This window comes from Hydrogenophilus islandicus (assembly GCF_054657095.1).
Genome location: NZ_BAAHXE010000039.1, coordinates 1 through 20,017 on the forward strand (window position 1 = coordinate 1; position 20,017 = coordinate 20,017).

17 protein-coding genes, 2 pseudogenes and 1 CRISPR repeat array are annotated in these 20,017 nt (G+C 66.7%); of the genes and pseudogenes, 4 read left to right on the top strand and 15 right to left on the bottom strand.

Annotated elements, in window-relative coordinates; genetic code table 11:
• Positions 1-32 precede the first annotated feature (32 nt).
• Positions 33-1,525: a CRISPR direct-repeat array (repeat unit 28 nt; unit sequence GGTCGATCCCCGCGTGCGCGGGGAAGGC).
• 409 nt (positions 1,526-1,934) lie between these two features.
• From ACYQ6T_RS09630 to ACYQ6T_RS09685, 12 genes and pseudogenes are all read right to left on the bottom strand, one after another.
• Positions 1,935-2,045 (bottom strand): annotated as a pseudogene (locus tag ACYQ6T_RS09630) (type I-E CRISPR-associated endonuclease Cas1e); the annotation flags it as partial.
• On the bottom strand, positions 2,042-2,740 hold the full coding sequence (locus ACYQ6T_RS09635) for a type I-E CRISPR-associated protein Cas6/Cse3/CasE (protein ID WP_459830369.1): 699 nt from the start codon (positions 2,738-2,740) through the stop codon (positions 2,042-2,044). The pseudogene ACYQ6T_RS09630 and the gene ACYQ6T_RS09635, both read right to left, overlap by 4 nt.
• Complete coding sequence (cas5e, locus tag ACYQ6T_RS09640; protein ID WP_459830370.1) at positions 2,737-3,450, bottom strand: type I-E CRISPR-associated protein Cas5/CasD; 714 nt, start codon at positions 3,448-3,450, stop codon at positions 2,737-2,739. Before cas5e ends, ACYQ6T_RS09635 begins: the two co-directional genes overlap by 4 nt.
• 4 nt (positions 3,451-3,454) lie before the next feature.
• A complete protein-coding gene (cas7e, locus tag ACYQ6T_RS09645) occupies positions 3,455-4,588 on the bottom strand; it encodes a type I-E CRISPR-associated protein Cas7/Cse4/CasC (RefSeq protein ID WP_459830371.1) in 1,134 nt (377 codons plus the stop codon).
• Between the two features lie 14 nt (positions 4,589-4,602).
• Positions 4,603-5,127: a type I-E CRISPR-associated protein Cse2/CasB gene (casB, locus tag ACYQ6T_RS09650; protein ID WP_459830372.1), complete on the bottom strand. Its 525-nt coding sequence runs from the start codon at positions 5,125-5,127 to the stop codon at positions 4,603-4,605.
• Positions 5,124-6,731: a type I-E CRISPR-associated protein Cse1/CasA gene (gene casA / locus ACYQ6T_RS09655; protein WP_459830374.1), complete on the bottom strand. Its 1,608-nt coding sequence runs from the start codon at positions 6,729-6,731 to the stop codon at positions 5,124-5,126. Before casA ends, casB begins: the two co-directional genes overlap by 4 nt.
• Complete coding sequence (cas3, locus tag ACYQ6T_RS09660; RefSeq protein WP_459830389.1) at positions 6,724-9,375, bottom strand: CRISPR-associated helicase Cas3'; 2,652 nt, start codon at positions 9,373-9,375, stop codon at positions 6,724-6,726. Before cas3 ends, casA begins: the two co-directional genes overlap by 8 nt.
• Positions 9,364-9,834 (bottom strand): annotated as a pseudogene (locus tag ACYQ6T_RS09665) (arsenate reductase ArsC); the annotation flags it as partial. The pseudogene ACYQ6T_RS09665 and the gene cas3, both read right to left, overlap by 12 nt.
• Before the next feature lie 88 nt (positions 9,835-9,922).
• Positions 9,923-10,372, bottom strand: coding sequence for a transcription antitermination factor NusB (nusB, locus tag ACYQ6T_RS09670; protein WP_459830375.1), 450 nt, complete (start codon positions 10,370-10,372; stop codon positions 9,923-9,925).
• Positions 10,369-10,857: a 6,7-dimethyl-8-ribityllumazine synthase gene (gene ribH / locus ACYQ6T_RS09675; protein WP_459830376.1), complete on the bottom strand. Its 489-nt coding sequence runs from the start codon at positions 10,855-10,857 to the stop codon at positions 10,369-10,371. Before ribH ends, nusB begins: the two co-directional genes overlap by 4 nt.
• A gap of 2 nt (positions 10,858-10,859) precedes the next feature.
• Complete coding sequence (gene ribBA / locus ACYQ6T_RS09680) at positions 10,860-11,981, bottom strand: bifunctional 3,4-dihydroxy-2-butanone-4-phosphate synthase/GTP cyclohydrolase II (RefSeq protein ID WP_459830378.1); 1,122 nt, start codon at positions 11,979-11,981, stop codon at positions 10,860-10,862.
• The gene (locus ACYQ6T_RS09685) at positions 11,978-12,649 is read right to left on the bottom strand and encodes a riboflavin synthase (RefSeq protein ID WP_459830379.1); all 672 of its coding nucleotides are present in this window, start codon (positions 12,647-12,649) and stop codon (positions 11,978-11,980) included. The genes ribBA and ACYQ6T_RS09685 overlap by 4 nt, the downstream gene beginning before the upstream one ends.
• 113 nt (positions 12,650-12,762) lie before the next feature.
• Here ACYQ6T_RS09685 and ACYQ6T_RS09690 point away from each other — a divergent pair, with 113 nt between their 5' ends.
• Positions 12,763-13,191, top strand: coding sequence for a hypothetical protein (locus ACYQ6T_RS09690; RefSeq protein WP_459830380.1), 429 nt, complete (start codon positions 12,763-12,765; stop codon positions 13,189-13,191).
• Positions 13,192-13,202: 11 nt separating this feature from the next.
• Here the strand turns inward: ACYQ6T_RS09690 and ACYQ6T_RS09695 are convergent, their stop codons facing one another.
• Genes ACYQ6T_RS09695 through ACYQ6T_RS09705 form a run of 3 tightly spaced genes read right to left on the bottom strand, consistent with a single transcriptional unit; the run spans position 13,203 to position 17,140 of the window.
• The gene (locus ACYQ6T_RS09695) at positions 13,203-14,465 is read right to left on the bottom strand and encodes a hypothetical protein (RefSeq protein WP_459830381.1); all 1,263 of its coding nucleotides are present in this window, start codon (positions 14,463-14,465) and stop codon (positions 13,203-13,205) included.
• Entirely contained in the window at positions 14,462-16,003 is a 1,542-nt protein-coding gene (gene ubiB, locus ACYQ6T_RS09700) for a ubiquinone biosynthesis regulatory protein kinase UbiB (protein ID WP_459830382.1), read from the bottom strand. Before ubiB ends, ACYQ6T_RS09695 begins: the two co-directional genes overlap by 4 nt.
• Before the next feature lie 36 nt (positions 16,004-16,039).
• A complete protein-coding gene (locus ACYQ6T_RS09705; protein WP_459830384.1) occupies positions 16,040-17,140 on the bottom strand; it encodes an AI-2E family transporter in 1,101 nt (366 codons plus the stop codon).
• Between the two features lie 89 nt (positions 17,141-17,229).
• Between ACYQ6T_RS09705 and argS the strand changes: the two genes are divergently transcribed.
• The 3 genes from argS to ACYQ6T_RS09720 all read left to right on the top strand — a co-directional run.
• Positions 17,230-19,059: an arginine--tRNA ligase gene (gene argS / locus ACYQ6T_RS09710; protein ID WP_459830385.1), complete on the top strand. Its 1,830-nt coding sequence runs from the start codon at positions 17,230-17,232 to the stop codon at positions 19,057-19,059.
• 12 nt (positions 19,060-19,071) lie between these two features.
• Positions 19,072-19,782, top strand: a complete 711-nt coding sequence (locus tag ACYQ6T_RS09715; protein WP_459830387.1) for an SPOR domain-containing protein — start codon at positions 19,072-19,074, stop codon at positions 19,780-19,782.
• 159 nt (positions 19,783-19,941) lie between these two features.
• Positions 19,942-20,017: helix-turn-helix domain-containing protein (locus ACYQ6T_RS09720; protein WP_459830390.1), on the top strand; the 76-nt coding region annotated here is incomplete at its 3' end.

Genomic DNA, 20,017 nt, shown 5'->3' on the forward strand with positions numbered 1-20,017 from the left:
GCACGCCAAGAACACTCAAGGCGGCGATGTCGGGTCGATCCCCGCGTGCGCGGGGAAGGCGCCGCCTTTGTCTCGACCGGCACCACCTCGCCGGGTCGATCCCCGCGTGCGCGGGGAAGGCTCCACTCAACTGGCTGAATGCTCGACCATTGAGGGTCGATCCCCGCGTGCGCGGGGAAGGCAACATCGGTTGCTCCTTCGTGGGGAAATTAAAAGGTCGATCCCCGCGTGCGCGGGGAAGGCACGCCGGCCGAGCGGCTCAAGTTCTACGCCAAGGGTCGATCCCCGCGTGCGCGGGGAAGGCTCCGCAACCACGACCCGCCAGCTCACAGAAGCGGGTCGATCCCCGCGTGCGCGGGGAAGGCATTCATCACTCCCGCGAAAGGATCGACCAATGTGGTCGATCCCCGCGTGCGCGGGGAAGGCCCCCATTCGTCGTACTCGACGCCCATGCGAATGGGTCGATCCCCGCGTGCGCGGGGAAGGCCAAATACGTTCAGGCCAGCGTAGCCAGGTTTCGGGTCGATCCCCGCGTGCGCGGGGAAGGCGCCTGCGTGCTGCCGGTGGCCAGGCGCAGCTGGGGTCGATCCCCGCGTGCGCGGGGAAGGCCTTCCTCCATCAGAACGGAATCATCTCGATCCAGGTCGATCCCCGCGTGCGCGGGGAAGGCATCGACACCTTCACCACCGACATCAAAGTGTCGGGTCGATCCCCGCGTGCGCGGGGAAGGCCTCGACGCCATTGACGATCGCGGTGTCGGCGAAGGTCGATCCCCGCGTGCGCGGGGAAGGCTCGACCGCGCGAACGACCTCGCGCAACGGTTCAGGTCGATCCCCGCGTGCGCGGGGAAGGCTCGGCCCGCAAGGGGTAATCTACCAGGCGCGGGGGTCGATCCCCGCGTGCGCGGGGAAGGCGTTGTCGCCGCTCATGTGCATGGCCACGGCGCGGGTCGATCCCCGCGTGCGCGGGGAAGGCTCGCGGCGCGTAAGCTCGCGCTGGAGCTTTGCAGGTCGATCCCCGCGTGCGCGGGGAAGGCCCGACCGCGAGGTAGCAGAATGGGCGCTTACCGGGTCGATCCCCGCGTGCGCGGGGAAGGCATCTTCCCGAACGCGCGCTCAAAGCTCTTGGCGGGTCGATCCCCGCGTGCGCGGGGAAGGCTGCGACACCTTTTGCGGAGGCCTTCACGGTCATGGTCGATCCCCGCGTGCGCGGGGAAGGCACGATCGCGTTGTTTCCGCCCTTCGCTTCCTGGGGTCGATCCCCGCGTGCGCGGGGAAGGCTCGATCTGCTCGCCGAGATGAGCGTGGCCGAGAGGTCGATCCCCGCGTGCGCGGGGAAGGCACACGAACACCAAGCCGAGAAGCGACCATAGCGGGTCGATCCCCGCGTGCGCGGGGAAGGCGTTCGGAGCAATTCCGCCCGGAACGTTCCATGGGGTCGATCCCCGCGTGCGCGGGGAAGACTCCACCTCGGCCACGAGGTTGGGGTTGTCGGCGGGTCGATCCCCGCGTGCGCGGGGAAGACTGACCAGTAGTCAGTCATGGTTGCGCTCCTCAGGGTCGATCCCCCGCGTGCGCGGGGAAGACTCGAAGCCTCGTGCCACTGGCCTACCTGGGTATTGGTCGATCCCCGCGTGCGCGGGGAAGGCCGCTCGTTGATCTCGAGACCATCGCCGAAGCGGGGTCGATCCCCGCGTGCGCGGGGAAGGCGCACTTCACGGTCGTCGATTTCGATGCGGATCAGGTCGATCCCCGCGTGCGCGGGGAAGGCCGCGCTCTTTTTCGGTGAGAAGGTCAGTCTTCGGGTCGATCCCCGCGTGCGCGGGGAAGAGTCAGCAGCAGCCTCGACAAAGGTGGCGGCGTGGGGTCGATCCCCGCATGCGCGGGGGACGATCATGACGATAACCCCATAGCGAAAAAATTCAATTTTTAAAGAACAGAAAGCCGGCCGTATTCGAGATAGAGGAGACCATGGCGGTCGGCATGGGGAATGCGCGAGGCGGCCAACCCCAGCCGCCCATGGAGGAGACCCGGCACCTTACTCATCGCGGGGGGCTCAGCAAAACCATGCCGTAGCCAAAGGCGCGGTGGCGGCCGATGCCGCGGGCGAGGAGCGTCTGGAAGCGCTCGGGGTCGGTGATCACCGCGTCGGCGACAAAGAGCGCTTCCGGCCGCTCGACGACGCGCAATCGATTGTTGCCGTTGCGCGCTCGGCGCAGTAAACGCACCCGCGCCCGCATCCCTAGGAGCTCCACATTCGCCAACTGCACCGCTGAGCCCCATTGGCGCGCGAACCACGCTTGGTAGACCTCACCGCGGGCGGGGGCCTTGTCTCCGAGGCGGTCGAGCGCGCGCAGGTAGACATCCTTCTCCTCGTCCCCCACGCGCGACGCGGGGCAGGCGAGCACCTCGAGGCGCAGCCGTTGCCCGACCCGCCACGCAGACGGCATCGGTTTTCCCGCCAATCCGTCAGCGCCGAGCGCGGCCCAGGCCTCGGGTTTAGCGATGTCCTGGGCGTGGGCGATGAGGGTTGCAGCGTCCTCTGTGGCGTAGGCGAGGAGTTCTTGCCGGCGCTCGAAGTAGCGAAAGGGCTTCGGCGCATGCGTGCCAAAGAGTGCCGCAAGCCACGCGTGGAGGGTATAGCCGAGCGTCTCGTCTTCCTGGGTGATTCCGTGCGCCGCGGCAAAACGGAGGAGCCGCGGGGGATCGACCGGGATGCGCAGAAGGTAAAGCGGACTCATCGCGCGACCTCCAGCAGGCCGACGGCATAGCGGCGGGAGCCGACGTGGATGTTGTTTGCCCAGTCGCGGGCGTCGAAGCGCTCTTCGACCATCGCCCCTTCGCCTTCGTCCATCGGCCAAAGCGCCGTGATCTGGATGGGGCGGCGGCGTGGGCCGATCTCGGCCAAGGGCTCGGCGGCAAGCGCGGCTCTCACCCCTGGCGCTTCGCGGCGGCCGATGAAGAGCGGCGCGGCGGGGAGGCACGGTTTGCGGCCGATGAAGAGCGGCCGCGCAGGGGTGCGCAAGGCGTGCTCGAGCTCGTCGAGCGTCGGGTCGTCGCACCCTTCGAGCGCGAGCACCACGGTCATGACGCCATTGGCCCAGTGGTGGCGGTAGCGGATGTGCGTGCCGGTAGCTGCGGTGCCGCCTTTGCGCTCCTCACGCCGGCCGCGCGTGGTCCAACCGGTATCGACCAGAAAGTCTTGCCCGAGATCGACAGTCTGGTAGTCGAGAAGCGGTTCGGGTTCGGCGTCCCACCGGGCGGCAAAGCGCAGGCGGTCTTGCAGCCGTTGGAGTTTGCCGCTGTCGCGATGGTCCCAGCCCAGCGCGTTGCCGAGTAGCCCCGCCAGCATCGCGACTCCGGGAAAGCGCCAGGTGGGGTGGTGCTGATCGACCACCACGCCACCGAAGCTCATGAGGGGCGCGTCGAAACGCAGAATCAGGCATTCCATCGCCCTAGCTCCAGAGCGCGGCGAGCGCCGATGCGATATTGTCTGACAGGACCGTTTTTTCCGGGAGCGCGGCGGGCACGGGGTCGAGCGATGTCGAAAGTCCTCGGTAGCCCGCGGGCTTGCCGTACATCTTGTCGAGGTTATCTAAGTATTTTGCCATCCGCTCGGCGGCGATCAGGCGCAGATCGCGCGACGCCCCCTTCCACGGCACGGCGTCGAGAAAGGCGTTCGCGAGCGTCCGCGGCTGCGCGGTACCGGCCTCAAGCAACACCCAATCGGCCCAGGCGTAGGGGGCGGTGCTCCCCTTCTTCGCCCCCGGACTTTGCTGCGCGATGGTCTCGATGAGCGCGGTGAGGACCCGGCGTGCGGTCGCTGGGTCTTGAGCGCGCCATTCGTCACGCCTGCAGCCGGTGAGGTTGGAGACAAGGAGCGGCACGTCGACGGCGACGTAGCCGTAGTAGACACCCGCTCCGAGCTCGGTCTCGTTGGCGTGGGCTGCACCGGTTTCGTCGTCGCGGTTGAGGTCATCGACCACGGTGAAGTAGTCGATTTCGGTGTTGGCGGCGTGCACGGTGAAGGCGTGGGCGACGTGGACGGGGGCGTCGACGCGGGCAAGCAGGTCCGAGGTGACCATGCGGCCAAAGAGGGCCGCGGTGAGCCCAGCGGCGGCGCGGCTCATCGCTTGGAGGTTCGCTTTCTCGTCCTTCGATTTGAGGCGTTCGCTAAGCGCTTTGGCGGGATCCTCTTCGCGGCTCACTTCCGCCAGCATCTTGGCGAAATAGTCCGCTTCGCGTTCGCCAAAGAGGACGGGCTGGTTGAGATCACCCCCCTCCTTCACTCCGCCATCGATCACCGCTTTGGCAAGCGGCTCGATGAGGGTTTTCGCTACCTCTTCGGAAACCCCCTGCGCCACCGCCCGCGGGAGCACCGCGCGGGTGAAAAAGGAGCGTGTGCGCAGACCGTCGGGCACTTCGGGCAGGCGCGCGGCGAGATGCTCACGCCAATGGCGCTTGAGGCACTGGGAAGAGACGCGCAGGCGAACGGCGTTGCCAAAGGGGATGCGTTTGGCAAGGCCCGCGTCGTCGCGGTTCAAGAGGCTCGCGGGATAGGCGGTGAGGGTGTGGATTTGGAGAAACATCGCGGTAGCTCCTTTCAGGATTGCGAATCTTTGGCGTGGCGGTAGTAGGCGGCGGCGATCTGGCGGTGCAGCAGCTCACGCTTGTCAGCGTCGTGGGTGAGCACAAAGCGGGCTACCTCCGTGAGATCGAAGCGTTCGCCCTTCGCGGCGAGAAAGCGGATCGCGCTCATGAAGAGCTCGAGCCGCACGTCGTCGGGTGCTGAGAGGAGCCGCTCGAGCCGTCCTTCAGCAAACTTGCTTTCGGCCAGCGCCTGACCGAGCGGCCGCTTGGGCGCGTGAGCATCGGCCCCGAGGGTGGCGATCGCCCAGGTGAGCGCCATCCAGCCCTCCAGTTGCGTGGAAGGTGGCAGTTCAGTGTCGAGATGGCGCAGCCACAGACGGTAAAAGGGGAGCGGCAGCGGCTGCCCCGGCGCCCAGCGGCGCAGCGCGGCGCGATCGCCGCTCGGGTAGTGCGGCGAGCCGATGACGCCCGCAAGACGCGCCACTTGCGCAGCGAGCGAATCGGCTTGTGCTGGTGATTGTTGTGCTGTTTCGGTCATGCGATGGTCTCCTGAGCATCAAGGGCGAAATGGTGTGCCTCACCTGGGAGGGGCAACGAGTGCTTGCGGAGCATCGCGCGGAAAACGTTGTTTGCCCGAGTGACGGCGCGCCAGGTACGGTTGGCGGGAATCGGCAGGCGTTGGTTTGCCTCATCCAGCAGGGCAGCGGCTTTGTTCACGAGCTCCTGCTGCCAGTCGTGACGCACCGTCTCGTGCGGCTCCTCCGCGCCGCGCCAGAGTGTTGGGAAGTAGTTCGCCTCCCAGGTTTTGGCAAAACGGCCACGCGCGCCGTCAATCCAGCGCTTCACGGCGTCGCGGTTGAAGTCAGCAGTTTCGGGGCCGCCCTCGCTAAGCACGACCAGCGCGGCAGAGAGCGCCCGTTCGACCTCCTTGGCGTCGGTGATGAGCTTTTGCGCGAGCGCCCCGAGCGTCTCGCGACTCTCTTTGCGCAGCAATGCCAGGCGCGCCTTGGGTGGCACGGGCAGAGCCGCCTGGTGCAGGCCCTCGGTGGTACCTTGGCCACGCGCGAGACAACTCGCGAGGAACCACCCCAGCCCTTCGCCTGGCGGGGGCGTTTGCAGCGGGGTGAGTTCAAACCCCTGCTGAAAGAGGAGATCGGTGAGCCGCTGCGGCGTAAAGCCTTCCGATGACAGGGTCAGTGCCGATCGGCCCTTTTTCTTGTCGTTCACGTTGATCGGCGTCCAAGGGTCGCCGACGTCACCGTTGTCGAGAGTCTTGGGGCCGATCTGCCGCGCCTGACTGGTCGCGCCTAGTGCGACAATGCCGCCCCCTTCCACCATCCGTAAACGCACCGGCCGTGCCGCCTCGATGAACCACGGTTCGAGATCGGTGAGGGTGTACTGGTGGGTCGTGCGGTCCCACGAAGTGAGCCAGGTGAGCACCGTGCCGCGCTCCCGGTAGTTGAACGCCTCCCGAATCGAGCTCCGCAGCCCTTTGAGCGCTGTCACCTCATCGTGAAAGCGGCGCGCCGGGTTTGGACTCCTTGCCCACGAGACGATGGCGCGGCTGGCAAAACCGCCATTCATGCGCACGATGCCGTAGTTTCCTTGCCCAAGAAAGCCGCTTGTCGTCTGCAACAGCACCAGTGCAAAGAGCCACGCCTCGATGACCTCAGCGCCAATCCGAGCAACCTTCACGTCGTGGTTTTTGGACGTGACGAGCACGTCCAGCTCATCCGGTGTGCGGGCCTTGGGCTCCAACACGGTCGTGCCGCGCGCGATCTTGATACCGTAATCGGCCGCATCCTTCTCCCAGCTTTGCCACGGATGCTGCAGGAACGCCGGTTGGGTCACATCCTCTTCGACGAGATGCCAGGCCGACGCTTGTCCGTCGGCCAAATCCAAAAGCCCTTCGCGCCAATAGGTGGCGTCGGTAGGAAGCGTCTCGGTCGGCGCACGCGCCTGAATGCTCGCCGCAAGCTGCACGAGGAAGACGAGCCACGGGTCGGCCTGGTGGGCGCGCAGCCCCGTGTAGCCGTCAATGCGGCCGGCGCTCAATGCGGCAAGCAATTCCGGAAGACTCATACGCTCGGGGCCTTCGGGGGTGATGACGCCGATCAGCGGCTCAGAAAGCAGGTCATGCATCCTCTCTCTCCAATCCAAAGCGGGTGTAGCGAAAGCGTTGCGCCCCCACGGTAAAACGAAAGCCGTCGGGTGTGGGTTCTGGGGTGATAACCTCGGGCACCGTCTCGCCTTCAAGCCAGCGGGCCGGAATCGCAACGCGCGCGATCAGGGTGCCAAACGGCGACCGCGTCGGTGGGCACAGTGGAATGTCGAAGGTGGGGTCGGCAAGGCGCGTGACGACGTGCTCGCTCTTGTCCGGGTAGTGGAGTTCGCCAAAAGGCTTCTCTTCGAGCGTCGCACGGGCTGCTTGGCGGATTTCTGTGAGCGCCTTGCCCAACAGGTTCTCGGCATGACGACGCCACGCGTCGGGAAGCGTTGCGAACGCCTCGGGGTGGGTGGTCCCCTCGATGCGCATCCGGGCCTCAGCGGGCAACTGGAGTATAGGATTCGCGGCGAGCGACTGCCAGGTGAGCTGTAACACGCGGCCGTCGGAATAAACCGCGCCAAGCCCCGCAGGGGCGCGCAGCTTGCCCTCACGGTCGAGGTATGCGGCAAGCTCCTTCTCCGGCACCCGCACCAATGCCTGCGGGCGTTCGAACCCCTCGGGACGCGGGCGGTCGCTGTGGCGGTGGAGCCGGCCGAAGCGCTGAATGAGGACGTCCATCGGTGCGAGATCGGTCACCAGCCCGTCGGCGTCGATGTCGAGGCTCTGCTCGAGCGTCTGCGTGCCGATGAGTAACTGCGCGCGAGCAGCCGAACCCTTGCCGAGCGCTGCCGTGACCGCAGCGTCGAGCCGCTCGCGGTCTTCGCGCGCAAAGCGCCCGTGGTGGGGGCAGCGCACGCCCTTGAGGGCAAAGAGCGCGGGCAAAAGGTCGGGGCGCTTTTCGGTAAGGGCCGCTTCCACCGCGCGAAAGAGGGCGTTGGCGCGGGCGACGGTGTTGCACACGACGAGCACCCGTGCGCCGCGCGCAAGGGCATCGATCAGGGGCGGGAGCAACGCCGCATCGTCGGTAAGCGTCGGCGACAGCGCCACGGCCACCTCGCGCGTGCGGGTGGCGGGAATCGGGATCGCACTGCTGCGGGTCGTGATGAGGGGATAAGGCCGGGCGATCGCCGCTTGGAGCGGTTGGCATTCGCGCTGGAAATAGGGGGCTGCGGCCGCTTCGCCCAATGTTGCCGAGAGGAGCAGCGCCCAGCCGCCGCGCTGCAGGTGCCCGTCGAGCAACGCACGCAGCACCTCGCGCATGTAGGGGTCGGAGGCGTGGACTTCGTCCACAACCAAGAGGTGGCGGTCGAGACAGACCGAACGCAGGAGGCTGTGTTTCACCTGCAAGACCGAAAGGAGCGCCTGGTCGATCGTCCCCACCGCAACTGGGGCGGCGAGAAAACGCTTGGGGCGCGCCGCTGACCAGAGCCGATCGCGCCGCCAAGCGCCCTTTTCGTCGATCTGTCTCTTTCCGTCGGCGCTCCATCCCTCGTCCCACAGGGTGCCGCTCGGGTCGGTCAGCAGCGCGGGGAGATCTTCACCGTCGACTTTCACATAGCCGGGCGCGGCAAGGAGCACGGGCCCCGGGCGGTTCTGGGCCGGAAAAGCGGCTTCGACCGCGCGCAGGACGCGTGTGTAGAGCTCGCGCGCCGCGACCCGCGTGGGCAACGCAAAGTAGAGGCCATCAACCTTGCCTGCTGTGTAGAGACGCAAAAACCACGCAAGCGCCGCCTCGGTTTTGCCCGAGCCGGTGTCGGACTCGACGAGCACGAGGCGTGTGGCGTCAGAGATCGCCAACTCCTGCGCGAGCTTCGCTTGGAGCGGCGTTGGGTCAAAGCCAAAAGTCGCCTTGAAGTGCTCGACGCGCCGCTCTTTCGGTGGCAGCAACCCAATCGCGGCAAGCGCCCGCTCGGCTGCAGCTTGCGCGAATGCCTGTCGGTCTTCGTCGGGGCTTGCGCGATAGGGGAAGAATTGGGTATCCGAGCCGATCCAGTCGGCGAGCATCACGAGCCCCGCAAAGCGCTGCTGCAACGCGGGTGTGGCGTCGATCTTGGGGACATTTGCAGCAAACGCCGCGGGAAACGCGCAGCGGACGGCTTCGCTCAATTCGGCAAGCGCCGCGGCGGGATCGTACCCCTTTCGGGCGCGCCACCACTTCAGGGAATCGCGATCTGCGCCTTGATTCCAGTAATCATTCAGCGAAATAGGCCAGCCGTGGTGCGAGATGCTCGCAAAGAGCATCTGCAGCGCCTGCTCGCCCACGTCGTCCTGGAACCAGCCGGCGATGTCGGTGATGAGTTCCAACCATGCCGGCGGCCACAGCGCTTGCAGTTCTGGCTCATAGAGCAGCGCCACCGCCTCGAGCAGATGCCCAGCCGTTTCGCGGGCGTTAGGATCGGCCTTCGCCTGAAAGCCCCAGTTGCACTTCCCGAGGTCATGAAGAAAGGCGAGCACCGCAAGGCGCGCTTTCTGGCTCTCGGTGAGCGCCCCCAAACCCCGAGCGACGTGTGGCAGCTCAAGTAGCGCGCGGAAGACTACTGCGACATCGAGGCAGTGGTCAACGAGCGGGTGGCCGCGCCCGGCTGTCGCGTCCCATTTGCCCCACGCGGGCCGTTTTACCCGATCACACCTCCTTGTTTCAGCTGCATCGTCGGTTGCAATCGGCAGCAGGTTGCCGATCCGGTTGAGTTCCGCCTGGAGCCGCGCCCGGTCGTGGCGTAATTCCTCGAGCGGCAGCGCGAGAAAGGCTTCGATGCGCGCGCGCAGGATCCGGTAGGCGGCTTCGAAAGCGGCGTCGATCGCCTCCTCTGAGCCGGTCGCGCGCGCGGGGTCTTCAACCCCCCAGTGGGCGCGCACCGCGTCACCGAGGTAGGCGGGGCAGGTCTCGCCGGCGGCGCTTGCGCAGACGGTGATCACGATCTCGGGGGTGATCGGAAGGTCGTGCCACGATTTGCTCTTGAGACCCTCAGTGGCGATTCCCTCGCGCGCAAGCAGCCGCAACGCGCGCGGATGGACGTATCCGGTGGGGTGGCTCCCGGCGCTTACAGCGCGCCAGCCGGGAGGCGCGAGGTGGTTGAAGGTCGCTTCGGCGAGAATCGAGCGGCACGAGTTGCCGGTGCAGAGAAAGAGAACGTTCATCGCAAGAGCCCCTAACGCGGAAAACTCTGAGCGATTGTAGCCTACTTGCCCAGAACCCCAGCACTCGCGCTTGCGGCGCGCCGGCAACTTACTGCGGCCGAACGCTTTTCGCGTAGCGGTCGAGCACCCCGTTGACGAACTTGTACCCTTCGTCGGCGCCGTACCGTTTGGCGAGCTCGATCGCCTCGTCGATGATCACCCGGTGGTTGGTCTCGGGGTGGCCAGCGAGCTCCGCTGCGGCGATGAGCAGGATCGCGTGTTCGATCGGGTTGAGTTCGGCGATCGCGCGGCGGGAGAAGGGGGCGAGTTGGGCGCGGTAGGTCTCGGCGTCCCGGGTGGCGCCGCGCAACAGCTCGACAAAAAGCAGATGGTCGGCGCTGGGAAATTCGGGGGCTTCAGCAAGTTGATTCTCGATCGCCGCGACGTCATGGCCCGCGATCAGCCACTGATAGACCCCTTTGAGGGCGAGCTCGCGCGCGAGCCGCCGGCGCGAGCGCGACTTGTCGCTGCCGCTCTTTGCGGTCTCGTTGTCGCTCATCGCACTGCCCCTTCCCGCGCCAACGCGCGCAGGTGGTTCGCCATCTCGACGGCCACTTGCGCGCAGTCGCGCCCTTTCGCCGCCATGCGCACTTCGGCCTCCTCGTCGGTGTTGGTGGTCAGCACCCCGTTGGCGATCGGAACGCCGGTGTCGAGCTGCACCCGGGTGATGCCGGCAGCCATTTCGTTCGCCACCACCTCAAAGTGGTAGGTCTCGCCGCGAATCACCGCGCCCAGGGCAATGAGGGCGTCAAAGCGGCCACTTCTGGCCATGCGCTGGAGGATGAGCGGCAGTTCGAGCGCCCCGGGCACCGTGAGGATCACGATGTCGGCGGGCGCGACCCCGAGACGGCGGAGTTCCGCAACCGCGGCTGAAAGAAGCCCGTCGCCTACCTCCTGGTTGAAGCGCGAAAGGGCAATCCCCACCTTGAGGCCACGGCCGTCGAGGGAGGGTTCATATTCGGGAATGTCGTCGTAGCGTGCCATGGTTATCTCTCTTCAGCAAAACCGACCACTTCGAGGCCGAAACCGGTCAGGTTGGGGAAACGCATCGGGTGGGAGAGGAGCCGCATTTTGCCCACGCCGAGCGAGCGCAAAATCTGCGCGCCAACGCCCAAAAAGCGCGGGTCCCAGGCGCGGCGGCGCACCCGCTGGTGGGTGACGTTCTCCAACAGCTCGTCGCCGCTCTGCGGCCGGTAGAGCATCACCGCGACCCCCGCAGGGCTCTCGGCGATCCGGCGCAGCGCCTCGGGGAGCGTGACGCTGTGGCCGGCGTAGCCAGGATCGAGAAAATCGAGAATCGAGACCGGCTCGTGGACGCGCACCCACGTTTCGCGCTCGGGGGTGATCGGCCCTTTCCACGCCGCGAAGTGGACGTCGCCGGTGGTGGTGTCGCGAAAGGCGGTGAGCGTCAAGCTGCCCCACGGGGTGGCGATCGGCTTTTCGAAGACGCGGGCGACCAGCGTTTCGGTGCGCAGACGGTACTCGATAAGGTCGCGGATCGCGCCGATCTTGAGACCATGCTCGGCGGCAAAGCGCTGCAGTTGCGGCAGCCGCGCCATCGAGCCATCCTCGGCAAGGATTTCGCAGATCACTGCGGCGGGTTCAAAACCGGCGAGCGCAGCAAGGTCGCACCCCGCTTCGGTGTGACCGGCGCGGATCAACACCCCCCCTTTGCGCGCCATCAACGGGAAGACGTGGCCCGGCTGGACGAGGTCCGAGGGCTTGGCGTTGCGTGCCACCGCGGTGCGGATGGTGTGGGCGCGATCAAAAGCGGAGATGCCGGTGGTCACCCCTTCTGCGGCTTCGATCGAGACGGTGAACGCCGTGCCGTAGGGGGTGCCGTTCTCTTCGGCCATGAGACGAAGCCCCAACTGCGCGCACCGCTCCGGGGTGAGCGTCAGGCAGATCAACCCCCGGCCATACTTCGCCATGAAGTTGATCGCGTCCGGGGTAACGCATTCGGCGGCCATCACCAGGTCGCCTTCGTTCTCCCGATCTTCGTCGTCGACAAGGATCACCATCCGCCCGGCGCGGATTTCGGCGATCACTTCGGGGATCGTCGCGAAAGGAGTCGCCGCGACCGAGGCGTTCTCGCCGGGGTGGTTCATCGCAGCTCCTCCGCACGATCCGAGCCCGACGCGACCCCGTGCGGGAAGTGGCGCACGTAGGCGAGGAGCCGCTCCCCGTAGCGGGCGATCGGGTCGACCTCGAGGTTCACCCGCACCCCCGGTGCAAGGCGGGCGAAATTGGTCATCGCGACGGTGTGGGGGATGAGGTTCACGGTAAAGCAGGCGCTACCGTCGGCTTCGTCCCGCACCTCATTGACCGTGAGGCTCACCCCGTCGACGGCGATCGACCCCTTTCGGGCGATGAACGGGGCAATAAGCGGGGGCGCGCGAAAGGCGACCCGGGTGCTATCGCCGACGGGCGTCACCGTGACCACCTCGCCCACCGCGTCGACGTGGCCGGTGACCCAGTGGCCGCCGAGGGGGTCGCCCACCCGCAGCGCCTTCTCGAGGTTGACGGTTGCGCCCACCTGGTCGAGCCCCGTGGTGCAGGAGAGGGTTTCGCCGGAGACGTCGTACTCGAGCCATTCGCCTTCGCCCACGCGCCGCCGGCCGACGACGGTGAGACAGACGCCACTGTGGGCGACGCTATCGCCCACATTGACATCCGAGAAGTCGAGCGCACCGACGTCGACCGCGATCCGCACCCCGTCGGTGAGCGGCATCACCGCGGCGATTCGCCCCACCCCGATCACGATTCCGGTAAACATGCCACTTCCTTGCGTTGGTACAGCGCGATTGTAGCAAGCGCGCGGCGGTTGCGGCGTTTTCGCGGAAAGGTCGGTAGAATTGCTCTTTTACCGATCGATGTCAGGAGCAGGCTATGGCCAAACGGGTACCGAATCTCAACGCCAACGCGCTTTACCGCGAAGAGACGATTTCTGACCCCCGCGTCGGCGCGATCCGCCGGATGATTCCAGTGACGGCCGACGGGCTTCCCGACCCCAACCGCGACGAGAAGTTCATCGGTGAGCTCACGGTGATGACACCGATGGGGGCGTTGCCGCTCACCTTCGAGATTCCCGCAAAGAGCCTGAGCGAAGCGGTTGCCGGCTTCAGTGACGCGGCCGAAAAGCAGCTCGAACGGATGCAGGATGAGCTGCGGCGGTTGGAGCTCGAGCAGTCGTCGCTGCTGGCGAAGCAGGCGCTCGCGGGTGGCGGGCTGGGGGGCGCAGGGGGTGCCGGTGGCCTGGGGGGCGCTGGCGGCCTGGGCGGTTCCCGGAGCGGTGGCAGCGGCCTGATTCTCCCCTGACCGCAACGCCCCTACGCGGCGAAGACGGGGGCAAAGCCGCCCCCGACGGTGCGAAAGTTGGTGGTCTGCCCCGCGTAGAGGCGAGCGGCAAAGAGGAGCACCTCGCCGCCATAGGCGTAGGCGCGCACGTCAAATTTGAGGGGAAGGGGCGCGCCCTCCTCCCCCGCTACCGGTACCGGCCGGACCGCGGGGGCCGCGTAGGCCTGCGCAACGTAGTCGCCCGCAGTAATCACCTCTTCCCAGACGCGGCGGGTCACCTTATCGCCGCGGTAGGCCGCTTTGCTCCCGTAACCCGCCACCGGTTTGAAGAAGAAGGCGCGCCGCTCGGTCCAGAGCGTTGCGGCATTCGCCGGTGTGACCAAGAGCGTCGCGGGCACGTGGGCAAGGAGCAACGCCCGCGTCTCGCCGTCGACCCCCAGTTCCACCAGCGCCGCCTCGTCCGAAAGCGTCACGAGCCGCCGCTTGTCGGCAAGAAGCGCGTGGGCGCGCGGGTGGGGGGTAACCACCGCGGTAGCGGATGCAAGCGCCTCCGCCAGCGCAGCGTGGTGGGGCTCGGTGAGCGCGAAATCGGTGAGCCGGTTGTAGACGAGGTCGACGGCGTCGCGCCCGCTCCCCTCCATCGCCCAAAGGCGACCCTCGGACGCGGTGAGAGCTGTAGCGTCCGCGATCACCGCCCGGTAGCCCGCGCGGTGAAAGAGTTCGCGAAAAAGGAGAAACTCCGGGTAGAGGTATTGGCTCTTCGGGGCGTCGTCGACGATCGCGATCGTCGTGAGCGGCTCAGAACCACGACACCGCGCCCACTCGGCGCGAAACATCGCCAGGAGCTTTTCCGTGACCAGCGGTTGCGCCGCCTCCATCTCAAGTTTTGCGGCCAATTCGGGACAGCAGGCGCGCTGCGCGGCGCGGATCACCGCGTTGATCATCACCCCCCCCGCGTTGGTGTTGATCTCGATGAGCTGTGGGCCGCGCTCGGTGAGGTGAAAATCGAAACCCATCAACACGCCGCGCGCGGCAGAGGGCACACGCGCAAGGGGCGGGGCGTCGGCAAGCGCCAACGCCGCCCACTGGGGGGTCGAGGCGAGCCGCTCCACCGCCGCGACCACTGCGCGCATCGTCGCGAGATCGCTCTCGGGGACAAAAAGGGCGACCGGCGCGATCAGGTGGGGCCGCTCGGCAAAGAGCGCCGGGAGCTCGGGCGTGGTGGTGGCAAGCGCCTGAAGGTGGGCAAAGAGCCGCTCGCGGTCGAGCGACTGGCAGGTGCAGGCGTGGTTCATCCCAGCACTCCGCTGTGGGTCAGCCACCAGACGGCAACGAGCGACGCCAGCCACAACGCGCCCAGCGTCAAACGCTGCGCCCATTCGCGGCGCTTCGCTTTGGCGGCACGGCGCGCGGCGATTCTCTCCTGCCGTCGGGCTGTTTCGCGCGCCACCAGCTCCTGGTGGATGAGCCTCGGGAGCTGCGGCACGATTCTGGCCCAGTAGGGGGCCTCCTCCTTGAGCGCTTTGGGGAGCGCCCGCCACCCCACCTGCTCGCTCATCCACCGCTCGAGGAAGGGTTTCGCCGTCTGCCACAGGTCCAATTCGGGGTCGAGCTGCCGCCCGAGCCCCTCGATGTTGAGGAGCGTCTTCTGCAGCAGCACCAGCTGCGGCTGGACCTCGACCTCGAAACGGCGCGCCGTCTGAAAGAGGCGAAGGAGCGTCTTGCCAAACGAGATCTCTTTGAGCGGGCGGTCGAAGATCGGTTCGCACACCGCGCGGATCGCTCCTTCGAACTCCTCCACCCGCACGTAGGGCGGCGCCCAACCCGCCTCGATGTGGGCGAGCGCCACCCGGCGGTAGTCGCGCTGGAAAAAGGCGAGGAAATTGACCGCGAGGTAGTTCTTGTCCTCTTCCGCGAGCGTCCCCATGATCCCAAAATCGAGCGCGATGTAGCGGCCGTCGGGCGCGACCAGAATGTTGCCCGGGTGCATGTCGGCGTGAAAGAAGCCGTCGCGGAAGACTTGGGTGAAGAAGATCTCGACCCCCGCGGCGGAGAGGCGTTTGAGGTCGATCCCCTGCGCCCGCAGCTGCTCGATCTGCGAGATCGGCGTCCCGTGCATCCGCTCCATCACCATCACCTGCGGCCCGCAGTAGTCCCAGAAGACCTCGGGGACGATGAGAAGGGGGCTCTCCCGGAAGTTGCGCCGCAACTGCGAACAGTTGGCCGCCTCGCGCATGAGGTCGAGTTCGTCGTCGAGCGACTTAGCAAACTCGGCCACGACCTCGCGCGGTTTCAACCGCTCCCCTTCGGACCAGAGCGCCTCAAGGAGCCACGCGGCGGCGTCCATCAACGCGAGGTCGTGTTCGATCACCTGACGGATCCCGGGGCGGAGGATCTTCACCGCCGCTTCCCGGCCGTCAAAAAGGACTGCGAAGTGGACCTGCGCGACTGAGGCGCTTGCCACCGGCTCGGGGTCAAACGACGCAAAAACCTCGTTCAATGGGCGCTTGAAGTGCTCTTCGAGGATCGCCCGCGCGGTGGCGCTCGCAAAGGGAGGGACACGGTCCTGGAGTTTTGCGAGTTCGTCGGCGATGTCGGGGGGGATCAAGTCGCGACGGGTCGAGAGCATCTGGCCGAACTTGACGAAGATCGGCCCGAGCGATTCGAGGGCAACCCGCAGCCGCACCCCGCGTGGGGTGGCATCGTGCCGCCAGAAAAAGAGGCGACGCCACCAGCGACTCAACCGCCCCGACGGATCGGCTTGGCAGACGATCTCATCGAGCCGGTAGCGGTAACCGATCCACAGGATGCGAAGCAGGCGCAGGAGGCGCATGGTGCGAGCGGAGGCAAAATATTGCGCATTGTACCGTCACCGGCCGCGCGTTGCGCCCCCCATCAACACCGCCCAGCCGCGAGTGGCGGGGTGGCTTTCGAGGGCGAGTTTCGCGATCATCGTGAGCGGGATCGACAAGAAGGCCCCGACCGTCCCCAAGAGCCACCCCCAAAGGAGAAGCGAAATCAGCACCACTGTGGGCGAGAGCCCCAACGCCTGCCCCATCCACCGCGGTTCGACAAGGCTGCCGAGGAGGACGTTGAGCGCGAGATAACCGCCGGCGAGGATCGCCGCTTCAGCCGCGCCAAACTGCAACAGCGCCAAAAGCACCGCCGGGACCGCAGCGATGATCGAGCCGATCGTCGGGATGAAGTTGAGGAGCCCCGCGAGCACCGCAAAAAAGAGGGCGAAATCGACGCCCCGCCAGGTGAGGAGCGCCCAGACCCCGAGCCCGGTGAGGATACTGATCGTCGTCTTGATCACCAGGTAGCGGTTCACCGCGGTGAGAAAACGGCGCAACCGCACCTGGGTGCGCCGCCGGTGGGGAAAGGCCGCAGCAAAGCGGCGGGGAAGCGTCGGCACCTCGAGGAGGAGAAAAACGTAAGCCAACAGAACGAGCGCGAAGTTCGCCGTCACCTGCCCGGTCGCGGCCGCAAGCGTCCGCGCCCCTTGCGCGACCACCGCGAGCGACGGGGTCGGCAGTTCGGCAAAGAGCGACGACCAGGGCGCGCCGCGCGCGGCCAACGCCGCCTGGATGCTCGCGATCAGGGTGAGCCACTTCGCCTGGTATTCAGCGCTGTTCGCGGCCAACTCCCGCGCGGTAAGTTCGATCACCGTGACGAGCTGGAAGAGGGCAAAACCGACCCCGACAAAGAGGAGCACGATCCCCACTCCCCACGGCACCCGCCGCTCATGGAGCCACACGAGCGGCGGCATCGAGATCATCGCGAGGAACGCCGCCACCAAGAGTGGCGCAAGCCAGCTCGCCACAGCCTGGATCCCGGCGCCGATCACCACGAGCGCCGCGACGACGACGAGCGGCACCGGAAAGGAAGGAGCTGCCGGAAGGGGGGCGGACCCCCGGGGAGCGATGCTCGACCGCCGCTGCGCTGCATCCAGATCCAGGTGGTGTGCCATCGACGACTCCTCTCCATGCGCTTGCCGATTGTACGTGAGACGAAGCAAGCGGGTATAATCGGAGAATAGTAGACCGAAACTAACGCAACATGACGCCAAATTCCAGTGACTGGACCCAAAAAGAGCCGCAACAGGTGCTCGCCGGATGGCTCCATCAAGCCATTACCGCCGCGTTTCCCGCTTTTGCCCACCTGCCGGTGACCCTGGAGCGGCCGAAAGAGGCGGCCCACGGCGACTGGGCCACCACCTGGGCGCTTGCCAACGCCAAAACGGTGAAGCAAAACCCCCGGGCGATCGCCGAAACGATCCTCCGCGAACTCACCCCCCACCCCTGGGTTGCCGACGTGACGATCGCCGGTCCCGGCTTTCTCAACATCCGCTTGGCCCCCGCAGCCAAAACGGCGGTAATCCCGAAGATTCTCACCGCGCGCGACCGCTTTGGCGCCGGCACTCCGCGGCGGGAGCGGGTGCAGATCGAATTCGTCTCCGCGAACCCCACCGGGCCGCTCCATGTCGGCCACGGGCGCGGCGCGGCGTACGGCGCAACGCTCGCTAACCTCCTCGCCTTTGCCGGCTGGCCGGTGAGCCGCGAATACTATGTCAATGACGCCGGGCGGCAGATGGATATCCTCACCCTCTCGACGTGGCTGCGCTACCTCGCGCTCTTTGGCGTCACGATCCCCTTCCCAAAAAACGGCTACCAGGGGCGCTATGTCGTCGCGATGGCCGAGACGCTCAAAACCGCCCACGGCGACCGCTTCGTCACCGCGACGCCTGAGGAGGTTCTTGCCGACGTTCCCGAAGAACCGCCGACGGAACGGAGCGACCCCGACGCGAGCGCACAACGCGAAGCACGGCTCGACGCGCTGATCGCGAACGCCAAGCAGCTGTTGGGGGCCGACTACGCTTGGCTCCACCAGTTCGTCCTCACAGAGCAGCTCGGCGACTGCCGCGACGACCTGGCCGAATTTGGCGTCACCTTCGACTGCTGGTTCTCGGAGCAAAGCCTCTACGACACGGGGCTTGTGGAAAAGACGATCGCCGAGCTCGAGCAGCGGGGCCACATCTACACCCAGGACGGCGCCAAGTGGTTTCGCGCCACCGCCTTCGGCGACGAAAAGGACCGGGTCGTGCAACGGGCGAACGGCAGCTACACCTACTTCGCCTCCGACATCGCCTACCACCGCAACAAGTTCGAACGCGGTTTCGACCGGATCATCGATATCTGGGGTGCCGACCACCACGGCTATCTGCCGCGGGTGCGCGCCGCGATCGAAGCGCTCGGCTTCGACCCGCAGCGGCTCGAGGTGCTCCTCGTGCAGTTCGCAGTCCTCTACCGCAACGGCGAAAAGGTGCCGATGAGTACCCGTGCCGGCGAATTTGTCACCCTGCGCGAGCTGCGCGCCGAGGTCGGGAACGACGCCGCGCGCTTCTTCTACATCCTGCGCAAATCGGACCAACACCTCGACTTCGACCTCGATCTCGCGAAACGGCAATCGAACGACAACCCCGTCTACTACATCCAGTACGCCCACGCCCGCATTGCCTCAGTGCTGCGCGAGTGGCAGGAGCGCGCAGGTGGCGAAGAAGGGAATGAGGCAGAGACAGCGCTCGACGAGCGGCTCGCCGCAGCCGACCTCACCCCCCTTGCCAAGTCGGAGGCGGCGTTGACGCTCGCGCAGCGGCTCCAGGAGTTTCCCTCCGTCATCGCCACTGCCGCCGAAGAGCGGGCGCCGCACCACGTCGCCTTCTACCTCAAGGCGGTCGCGAGCGACTTCCACGCCTGGTACAACGTCGACCGCATCCTCGTCGACGAGGAAGCGACACGGCTTGCGCGCCTCGCGCTGGCGCGCGCAACCCAACACGTACTCAAGAATGGCCTCACGCTCCTCGGCGTCTCGGCCCCGGAACGGATGTGAGGTGAAGCGGTGATGAGCGGGAGCGAGCGCCCGGTCATGATCCCCCCGCAGGTGCGCGGCGGCACCTTTATCGGACTCCTATTGGGCATCGCCCTCGGGACTCTTGTCGCGCTCCTCGCCGCCTGGTACGTCACCCGCCACTCGCCGTTCCGCGACCGCCCCGCCGCTCCCCCCTCCCCGGCAGAGATTCCCAAAGAGATCCTCGAGATGGTGCGCGGCCGTCCCCCTGAAGCCGCCGCCGAAAAGCCGCCTGCCGGCGCACCCGGCGCCACCGCGTCGGTGCCATCCCCCTCCTCTTCCCTCGCGGCGCTGCAGCGGGAGGCTCCTCCACCTTCTGAACCCCCTGCGGGTCCCACCAAACCGGCGCCACCGCCGGGCTCTTTGGCCGCAACCGCTCCTCCACCCGCAGCTCCACCCGCTTCGCCCACTGCGGCTGCTCCCCAGCCTTCTGCCGCAACCGTGCAACCCACCCCTGCACCCCCTGCGGACGCAGCCCGCTGGTTTTGGCAGGTGGGGGCGTTTGGCACCGAACAGGAGGCGAACCGCGTCCGCGCCGAACTCGCGCTCTTGGGGCTCACCTCGCAGGTGGAACCGGCGCGGATGAGCGACGGTCGAACGCTTTACCGCGTCCGTGTCGGCCCCTACCCGTCGCAGCAGGCGGCGCAAGCGGCACGCGCCCGGCTCCAATCTGCCGGTTACCAACCCGTGATGGTCAGAGGATAGAAGGAGCTCTGACTCTGGTATTACAAATGCGCGATAGTGAATAATTGTTGATATGAAAAACACCACCATGAGTATTGGTAAGGCGCCAAAGCTACCTGGTGTGTTGGTCAAGACGCTGCAGCGTCTGGATCAGAAGCGCTGATGCAGGATAGAGAACCGATGCAGCTCTCGCACAGGATTGAACTTCGCCCCACCCCCGAGCAGGCCGACTACTTCAAGCGTGCCTGTGGGACAG

What these genes read in the sequence shown, in the direction of transcription:
- ACYQ6T_RS09635 (WP_459830369.1), bottom strand. Translation starts at nt 2,740, where the DNA reads ATGAGTCCGCTTTACCTTCTGCGCATCCCGGTCGATCCCCCGCGGCTC.
- cas5e (WP_459830370.1), bottom strand. Translation starts at nt 3,450, where the DNA reads ATGGAATGCCTGATTCTGCGTTTCGACGCGCCCCTCATGAGCTTCGGT.
- cas7e (WP_459830371.1), bottom strand. Translation starts at nt 4,588, where the DNA reads ATGTTTCTCCAAATCCACACCCTCACCGCCTATCCCGCGAGCCTCTTG.
- casB (WP_459830372.1), bottom strand. Translation starts at nt 5,127, where the DNA reads ATGACCGAAACAGCACAACAATCACCAGCACAAGCCGATTCGCTCGCT.
- casA (WP_459830374.1), bottom strand. Translation starts at nt 6,731, where the DNA reads ATGCATGACCTGCTTTCTGAGCCGCTGATCGGCGTCATCACCCCCGAA.
- nusB (WP_459830375.1), bottom strand. Translation starts at nt 10,372, where the DNA reads ATGAGCGACAACGAGACCGCAAAGAGCGGCAGCGACAAGTCGCGCTCG.
- ribH (WP_459830376.1), bottom strand. Translation starts at nt 10,857, where the DNA reads ATGGCACGCTACGACGACATTCCCGAATATGAACCCTCCCTCGACGGC.
- ribBA (WP_459830378.1), bottom strand. Translation starts at nt 11,981, where the DNA reads ATGAACCACCCCGGCGAGAACGCCTCGGTCGCGGCGACTCCTTTCGCG.
- ACYQ6T_RS09685 (WP_459830379.1), bottom strand. Translation starts at nt 12,649, where the DNA reads ATGTTTACCGGAATCGTGATCGGGGTGGGGCGAATCGCCGCGGTGATG.
- ACYQ6T_RS09690 (WP_459830380.1), top strand. Translation starts at nt 12,763, where the DNA reads ATGGCCAAACGGGTACCGAATCTCAACGCCAACGCGCTTTACCGCGAA.
- ACYQ6T_RS09695 (WP_459830381.1), bottom strand. Translation starts at nt 14,465, where the DNA reads ATGAACCACGCCTGCACCTGCCAGTCGCTCGACCGCGAGCGGCTCTTT.
- ubiB (WP_459830382.1), bottom strand. Translation starts at nt 16,003, where the DNA reads ATGCGCCTCCTGCGCCTGCTTCGCATCCTGTGGATCGGTTACCGCTAC.
- ACYQ6T_RS09705 (WP_459830384.1), bottom strand. Translation starts at nt 17,140, where the DNA reads ATGGCACACCACCTGGATCTGGATGCAGCGCAGCGGCGGTCGAGCATC.
- argS (WP_459830385.1), top strand. Translation starts at nt 17,230, where the DNA reads ATGACGCCAAATTCCAGTGACTGGACCCAAAAAGAGCCGCAACAGGTG.
- ACYQ6T_RS09715 (WP_459830387.1), top strand. Translation starts at nt 19,072, where the DNA reads ATGAGCGGGAGCGAGCGCCCGGTCATGATCCCCCCGCAGGTGCGCGGC.